Source organism: Gemmatimonadota bacterium (assembly GCA_016712265.1).
In the GTDB taxonomy this organism is placed as follows: domain Bacteria; phylum Gemmatimonadota; class Gemmatimonadetes; order Gemmatimonadales; family Gemmatimonadaceae; genus RBC101.
On the sequence record JADJRJ010000012.1, the window covers coordinates 25,857 to 32,905 of the forward strand.

Below are 7,049 nucleotides of genomic sequence, written 5' to 3' on the forward strand. Positions count from 1 at the left end.
CTCAGTAGGTGAAGGGCGACCGGAACTCGACGAGCTGCGAGTTCGGCTGCACGTAGTTGAGGCCGCCCGCGTCCTGCGGGTTCTGCGACTGGTAGGTCGGATAACCGTAGGTCGAGGACCCGTAGCCGAGGTTGAGCAGCGACAGCCAGGAGAGCGGGTCGACCGTCGACTGCTGCGGCGTCGTCGTCCCCGTGCCCGTCCCGCCCGCGGTCGGCATCCCGAAAAAGAAGTTGATCGGGAGGGAGTACGGGTTCGTCGTCCCCGGCGTGAGGCCGGTTCCCGTCGTCGTCGTGCCGTTGGTGCCCCCGGTGTTGACGGGGGTTGTCGACACGCCGCCATTTGACGGGGCCGGGCCGCCTACGCCTGCCGTTCCGGATCGAACGTCCGGCTGCGCCGCGCCGGTTCGTGCCGGCGGGACGCCTGTATAGCCGGTCGCATACGACCCACGAATAGGCGTGTTGTTGCCATCCCGAAGGGTGGTCAGATCGACCCCGTAGAACGGGCCGAGCATGGCGTTTGCCCCAGACGAGCCATACAACCGACCGATATCGGCCGAGCCGTTCGGATGGTTCTGCGCGCTATACTGAGTGATGACGGGCGAGCCATCCGGGTTGACGATCGTTCCGACCGAGTTGCGAAGCACGCCATAGAGCGTGTCGCGATACAAGCCATTGCCCATAGGCTCAAGAACCCACTCGCCGTTTGCGTCCGAGTGGTAGATCGTGCCGTCCGGGTGACGCCAGATCGAGAACATCCCAGGTTGCGACAGGAGTTCCGAGCCCCGATCCCAGCCCGGCGAGTTGTTGGAATAGTCGAGCGCCCCGCCCAGGATCGAGCCACCCGGCGTGCCGGCGGACATCGCGTTCGCGATCCCGGCCGGCGTCCCGCCCGTCGTCGTCCCGATCGGTGCCGTGGACACCCCGGAGAGAACCTGCCCGAGGTCCGTGGGGCCGATCGTGTTTCCCGAGGGGATCGAGCGGCCCTGCGAAATCTGCCGGTTGATCCGGTTCTGCACCTGCGCATTGAATCCCGGAACGGCCTGCTCCAGGGGTTTCCTGATCTGGTTGAACTCGGCCGAGTTGATCGGGACGCGATTGAGCCCCGGCATCGCGCGATAGATCTGGTCCGCGGCCTGGAGGCTGGTCATCGTGCCTTCCATGCCGTTCGGGTCGTACCCGGCCGACAGTGCCATTTCGAGCGCGTTGATGTTCACCTTGCCGGAGTAGATGTCCTCCAACGGCACATCGACGACATTCGGCCACGCGCCGACGGTGATGTACCCGCGATCCAGCGGGCTTTCCCGGACGATCGGATCGTTCTGGTTCTGTAGCCCCTGATAGACGCCGTTCTGATAGACCACAGGCCCGTAATCGAGGGTATCGAGGCCGAAATAGTTGTTGATGTAGAGGTATGCGTCGCGACTGTTCGGGTCGACACCGATCGACGATGCCAGTGCTGCGAACTGCTCCGGAGTCAGGTCGGCGATCTGGGAGAATGTCGGGTCCCAATCCCCGCCGAAGCCCGGTCGCGGATCGTAGATGCCGAACGATTGGTTGTTCTCGGGCGTGAACCCGGAGGCGACCGGAATCTGACCGTATTGTTTATAGTAGGCTTCCAAGTTCCGGACCTGGTCCAGCCCGGTGCCGAAATCGAAGGTATTGTAGCCCGTTCCCAACGGCTGCGTCGGTCCGCTCTCCGGCGGCGGCGGAGGCGTGACATAGCCGACCGGGACGGTGCCGTCGATATACGGGCTCTCGTTGAGAAACCCGTTGCCGCCCCAGTTGCCGATCCGCTCCGGCTGGTTGTTCTGTGCCAGGATGTTCGCGGCCTGCTGCTGGGTCGCATACGGCTGGGTGTTGATCCAGTCGTTGAACGCCCCACCGCCGAAGTTCCCGGTATAGCCGAGCTGCTGGGCGAGCTGCTGGTTGACCTGGTAGTTGTTCGGGTTCGATCCCCAGGACTGGTCGCCAGAGGTTTCCGCCATCGGCGAGCCGAAATTATTGGCCGATCCGTCGTCCTGCGGCGCGCCCGCGCCCCAGTCCATGATCCGGTTCGACTGCCCGGCGTCGCGCAGAATCTGCTCGGCCTGCTGGCGCTGCTCGGGCGTCGCGTTCGCCATGTACTGGTTGAACCCGCCCGTCGATCCGCCCGTCCAGCCGCCGAAGTCGCCGCTGAATCCGGTCGCCTGCGCAAGCTGACGATTCACGTCCTGATTGGCGGACGAGCCCCAGTTCCGATTGTCCTGCGGAGCGGCGGCGGACATCGCGGATGCCGAATTGTTCTGCGGCGGCGCGCTTTCCTGTGGCGGCGCAGAACTCGCGGTCCCGGTCGACGGGTCCCACCAGTACGTCCCGTTGACCGGGTCGGACACCATCTGAGCGGCGAATTCCCGCGCGCCGGTTTTCGGGTTGCGACTGTTCTTCGGATGCCCGACGACGTACTGAGCGGGTCGAGGCCCGCCTGCATCATCGCTTGGGAGGCGTGCTGCCGAAGCGCGGGATCGGCCTCCCAGACACCCCGCGGAACCACAACCTCGCCCGGCGTCAGGTGGCCGACATGCGTATCCCCGGCGCGGCCCTTCTTCGCCATGGCGCGGACCGCCTTGCCCATCGCGGGCGCGTTGTGGTCGCGGACCTTGCGACGGGTGGTCATCTTCATGGGCACGCCCCCGAAACGAAAAAGGCCCCGCCGAAGCGAGGCCCGAAAGGCTTGGGAATGGTCGAGATCGTCAGTAGCGGAAGGCCGTGTTGAACGCGCCGTAGGGCGTTCCGTACTGGTTCTGCTGGCCGTTCTGGCCGCCGGTCATCGGGTTCTGCCCCGAGAAGGCAATGCCCGACTGCTGCCCCATCAGTCCGTTCGCGCCGAACGCCGCGGAATAGATCGAGGGCGACAGGCTGAGGTCGTTGTACCCGGAGCGGAGGATCGATGGGTCATTGGCGGTGTTCTCACGGCCGAACCCGAGGGCGGTTCCGGGAGTGCCCCACTGTGCGCCGGGGACCGGCATCTGTCCCGCGAGGACGTTGGGCATTTCCATGCCGCCCGTCGAGAACCCGGCGTTGCCCCCCGCCGTCTGCGTCTGTCCGAACAAGGTATTGGGCACGTTCTTGCCCGAAGGATTCCGGGTCTGCTGCCACTGGTCGTAGGTCTGGGGGGCGGTGAAGGCGGGGAAGTTGGAGGCCTGGTCCTGGACGTTCTGCTGGGGGGCGGCTGGCAGCCCTTGCGCCCCGTACACCGGATTGACGCCGCCGGCAAAGTACGGGGACATGTCCGGCGTCGCCGTGATGCCCTGGTTTCGCGCGTCGCGGAACGGTTGGGCCAAGGTATCGACCGATGCCGTCCGCCCGGCCTCTGTGCCGAAGCTGGTGATGAACCCCTGCGATTCCGGCGTCCGCTCCGAGAACTCCACGATGTCGCCGATCTGGCGACCGGCGATCGTGGGAAGGCCGCCAAAGCTGGCAACCCGCGTGCGGCCGGTCACCGGGTCGAAGTTTGCCGGCCCGCTGTAGTTCGTCCCCGAGTTGGCAAAGCTGTTCCCGCCCCCGAAATCCGCGGCCTGCCCCGTCGAGGGATCAACCCATCCGTTCTCGGTGTAGATCAGATCCGCGAACATCGGAGCGCCGGTCGAGGGGTTGCGGAGGTTCCGCTGCCCCACGGTGAACTGCGACGGGTTCCGCCCTCGGGACGCCATCGCCATCATGGCGCGCTGTCGAAGGGAGGGATCGGCATTCATCGCGGCGTTCGGGATCACCGCTTCACCACGGGCGAGGTGGAGAGACCCGCGCGACCGGGCGCGGGACCGGCGCGCATCAGGCTACCGATGCCGGCACGGTTCATCATGGGCAGGCACTCCTATGTCGGGTATCCTCCGCCCCATGGACGGAGACATGACCGGCTACGACTTCCTTGCCGGGAAGGGTGAAGGCTACAGACGGGCTTGGAACGAGGCGGTCGAGACGATCGCGCGGGCGGCTATGGAGGCGCGGATAATGGACCGCATTGACAAGTTGGGCGCCACCGTATGGCGCGTGCCCGACAAGGGTGATCTACCCGACGCGATAGCGCGGGTCGCCCGGCTATGGGCGGAGATTCACGAGGCGGATCGGGAACTCGCCTTGGAGCTGGCGAGGAAGTTGCCGGGGATGGAAATCAGTCGGCTAACGAAGCCCGATCATGGCATTTGACAGTCCGTAGACCGTGACCTCGCCGCCCAGCATGTCGCTCACTTCCTTTAACCCCGCGAGCATCTGGTCGCGCGGGACGCCCGGAGCCATGATCCGGCGGGCCATGTCCATTGCGGCAGGGTTGGACGCGAGCGCGCGCGCCACGGATTCCGGCTCCATCGCCGAGGCCGCAACCGGGGCCGCCTGCGGCGTCATGTACCGACGCGCGCCCTTCGGCGGTTCGACCCCGGCCCGACGGGCCAGCCATCCCACGGCGTCGGCCCATCCACCTTGCTCGTCCATCCGGCTCTTGCCGCCGACGCCGACATCGTAATCGGCCTCGCCGATTGTGCGCTTGTAGGTCGGCGGGAGATCGTGGTCGCTGATCCGCAGCTTGACGTGATCCATGATCGGATCGCCGTACTTGTCAACCTTCCCGGATGGCCGGGCGAGGTGCAAGTAGTTGCTGCCACTCGCCCCGGAACGCGCCGTGTCGGTAACTTCCCACCCCATTTCCGAGGCGTATTTCCGGATGCGGTCGCCAACCTGATAGGTGCTGGGCTTGCTCGCCATGCCTGCAAAATACGGGATAAATGGAACGGTGCCAAGCATTGCGGTGAAGGCATCAACACCTCTTGCCCCTGCCCGCATGTAGTCGCCCTGACCGAGCGCCGATAGCCCCGCGCCAGTCGCTCCGATCGCATCCCGAGCGGCCATGTAATCACCGCTCCCCGGCGCCATGCCGAGAATAAGGTTCGCGATCATCTCCGCGCTCGGAAGTCGGTCGCGAAGCGTGGGCGGGATCAGTTCGGAAACAGACGACGGCATCCGAGGGCCGGACGGCATCGGATTTCCACGCTGCCCGGCTTCCAGCGCACGAGCGGCAGCGACCATGCCGTCATGCTCGGATTGAAGGCCGCTCAATCCCACCGTCGGCAGAAGGGCGGAAATGCCGGCGCCGTCCATGCGTCACGCTCCGCTGCGGAGGTTCGTGCGCTCGGGGTTGAACACCCGGCCCGGTCCCATTGCATAGGTGAAGGGATCGAAGGGCGGGGCGTCCACCCCGTTCGCTGCCGCAACCCGTGACAGGGTATCGTCCTCGGCCGTCAGGTACTCGTTGAGTTCCCAATCGGGGCTGTTCGGGCCGGTGTAGCTGTAGAGATCGCCATAGGTCAGGCCGGTGCGGAACCACTCTTCCCCACGAGGCCCGAGGCTCTGGGCGTAGGACTGGATGATCTCCGGCGCCCACGCATTCGCTTCCGTATTCGACTGCCCCGAATAGCTGCTGTTCTGCGCCCGCTCCTGCCACTGGTCCCAATCGCTCGGCATCTGCCGGGGGGCGTCCCAGACCGGGAGCGAGGCGTTGCCCTGGTACTGGGAGAGAAGCGAGAAGTCGGGGCTGCCGCGGAACATATCCGGGAGGTCTTCCAGCGTGACGGGAAGCCCCATCTGCCCCCGCGCGATCTGTCGTCCCGAGTTCGCCGCCAGTTCCGGGGTCCGGTAGGCCGCCCCGCCCACGGAATAGGCCGGGATGTTCTTCTTCCACGACATGGACCCGAAGGCGGTGTCAAGGTCTTCGACCATCGAAGGATCGCCGCCGGCATACCATCCAGCATCCCCGCGGTAGAGGTCGGCAAGTCCCTTAGCCTCGCCGACGCGCGGCCCCTGACCGCCGTAGAACCCGTCTTCCAGGGACGTGTAACCCGAGCCCAGCGTGATCGGATGGTCGGTGTTCTGGTTGATCGCCGACATGATCTTGGCGAAGGCGAGCATGGGCGCCGCATAGCCTGCCGCGGTCGCGGCACCACCGATCGCGGACCCCAACCCCGTCGCGCCGAAGCCCTCGAAGCCCAAAGCGTTCCCGATATCGGACAGGGACGGGACCCAGCTTGTCAGGCTCTTGTACGTCTCCGGAGCAAGCTGTTGAAAGCCGAACTTCCCCAGTTTGAGCAGGTCCCCCGCCGGGAAGCCCCCCGCCGGCGAGGGACCTGCCGGCGCCAGTGATCCGATGCCCGCAGGCTGTCCGGATTCGGCGCCATTCGATTGCAGCCATTCGCTCAGGGACTGCTGTGCGGGGACGTACATCGGCAGCCCTCCTGTGCTATGATGGGTTGATGGAACCGACGCATTCGGGTTGTTTCGACGACACGATCATCGCCGGGGAACCGGGGCCGCTGCTCACGGCAGCGGAGGCATGGAACGTCGTCGAGGAACTGGATCAGGAAACGACGGCGCGGTCGGTCACTCTTCGCCAGTCGACCCCGTCGTTGAACGCCAGCACCGCCCCGCCGGTCTCGTCGATCACGTAGATGATGCGCTTCGTCTCGGTCGGGCTCGGGAGCGTGTCCACGGTATAGGCCCGGACGGGCGAGGCGTTGATATCAGCCACGATCCCAGACAGGGCGGTTTCCACCTGCTGGGATAGCTGTCTCGCCCACTGCTGGATTTCGGCCGGGGACGTGCCTTGAAGGGGTGCGATCCGGATGCGGCTCACATCCCCTCCTCGTCACCCATGTAGAGGGAACCGATGCCGGCGGCCCCGCCCAGCGCCGCCCACGGGAAGAGGGTGTTGAACTGGATGAGCCCAGCGACATCGGGATGCTGGTTCACAGAGTCCCTGATCCATTTCCCGAGCCGTGGGTACTTCGCCTTGAACCGGCCGGGGTTGGTCATGTACGCCTGCATCGCGTCAGCGGTCAGCTCGTCCCGTCTGTTCAAGTACGTTGATTTCCGACCTAACCGCATCCATGAGGTCGGGCGCGTTTCCGCCGACGAGGTGACGGCGTCACGCCGGTTGCGTGGCGCATTCGCCAGTCGTTCGCGGGCCAGCGTCAGGTTGTCGATCAGGTGCGAGCCTTCGTGCCGATGCACGAAGGATCGTCCGCAGCG

7 protein-coding genes are annotated in these 7,049 nt (G+C 65.8%); 1 reads left to right on the forward strand and 6 read right to left on the reverse strand.

Going from position 1 to position 7,049, the window contains the following annotated elements; all coding sequences use genetic code 11:
• Position 1 precedes the first annotated feature (1 nt).
• Both IPK85_02520 and IPK85_02525 read right to left on the reverse strand, forming a co-directional pair.
• Positions 2–2,374, reverse strand: coding sequence for a hypothetical protein (locus tag IPK85_02520; GenBank protein MBK8246273.1), 2,373 nt, complete (start codon positions 2,372–2,374; stop codon positions 2–4).
• A gap of 354 nt (positions 2,375–2,728) precedes the next feature.
• Entirely contained in the window at positions 2,729–3,748 is a 1,020-nt protein-coding gene (locus IPK85_02525; GenBank protein ID MBK8246274.1) for a hypothetical protein, read from the reverse strand.
• Between the two features lie 136 nt (positions 3,749–3,884).
• On the opposite strand from IPK85_02525, the gene IPK85_02530 reads away from it, so the two are divergent.
• Entirely contained in the window at positions 3,885–4,181 is a 297-nt protein-coding gene (locus tag IPK85_02530) for a hypothetical protein (protein ID MBK8246275.1), read from the forward strand.
• On the opposite strand, the gene IPK85_02535 is transcribed toward IPK85_02530, so the two are convergent.
• The 4 genes from IPK85_02535 to IPK85_02550 all read right to left on the reverse strand — a co-directional run bounded on the left by IPK85_02535 (position 4,155) and on the right by IPK85_02550 (position 7,031).
• Positions 4,155–5,126, reverse strand: a complete 972-nt coding sequence (locus IPK85_02535; protein ID MBK8246276.1) for a hypothetical protein — start codon at positions 5,124–5,126, stop codon at positions 4,155–4,157. The two genes, IPK85_02530 and IPK85_02535, sit on opposite strands and share 27 nt — an antisense overlap.
• Before the next feature lie 3 nt (positions 5,127–5,129).
• Positions 5,130–6,245 carry a hypothetical protein gene (locus IPK85_02540; protein ID MBK8246277.1) on the reverse strand — a complete coding sequence of 372 codons (1,116 nt, stop codon included), beginning with the start codon at positions 6,243–6,245 and terminating at the stop codon, positions 5,130–5,132.
• Positions 6,246–6,378: 133 nt separating this feature from the next.
• Entirely contained in the window at positions 6,379–6,654 is a 276-nt protein-coding gene (locus IPK85_02545) for a hypothetical protein (protein ID MBK8246278.1), read from the reverse strand.
• Positions 6,651–7,031, reverse strand: coding sequence for a hypothetical protein (locus IPK85_02550; GenBank protein MBK8246279.1), 381 nt, complete (start codon positions 7,029–7,031; stop codon positions 6,651–6,653). Before IPK85_02550 ends, IPK85_02545 begins: the two co-directional genes overlap by 4 nt.
• Positions 7,032–7,049: the final 18 nt, after the last annotated feature.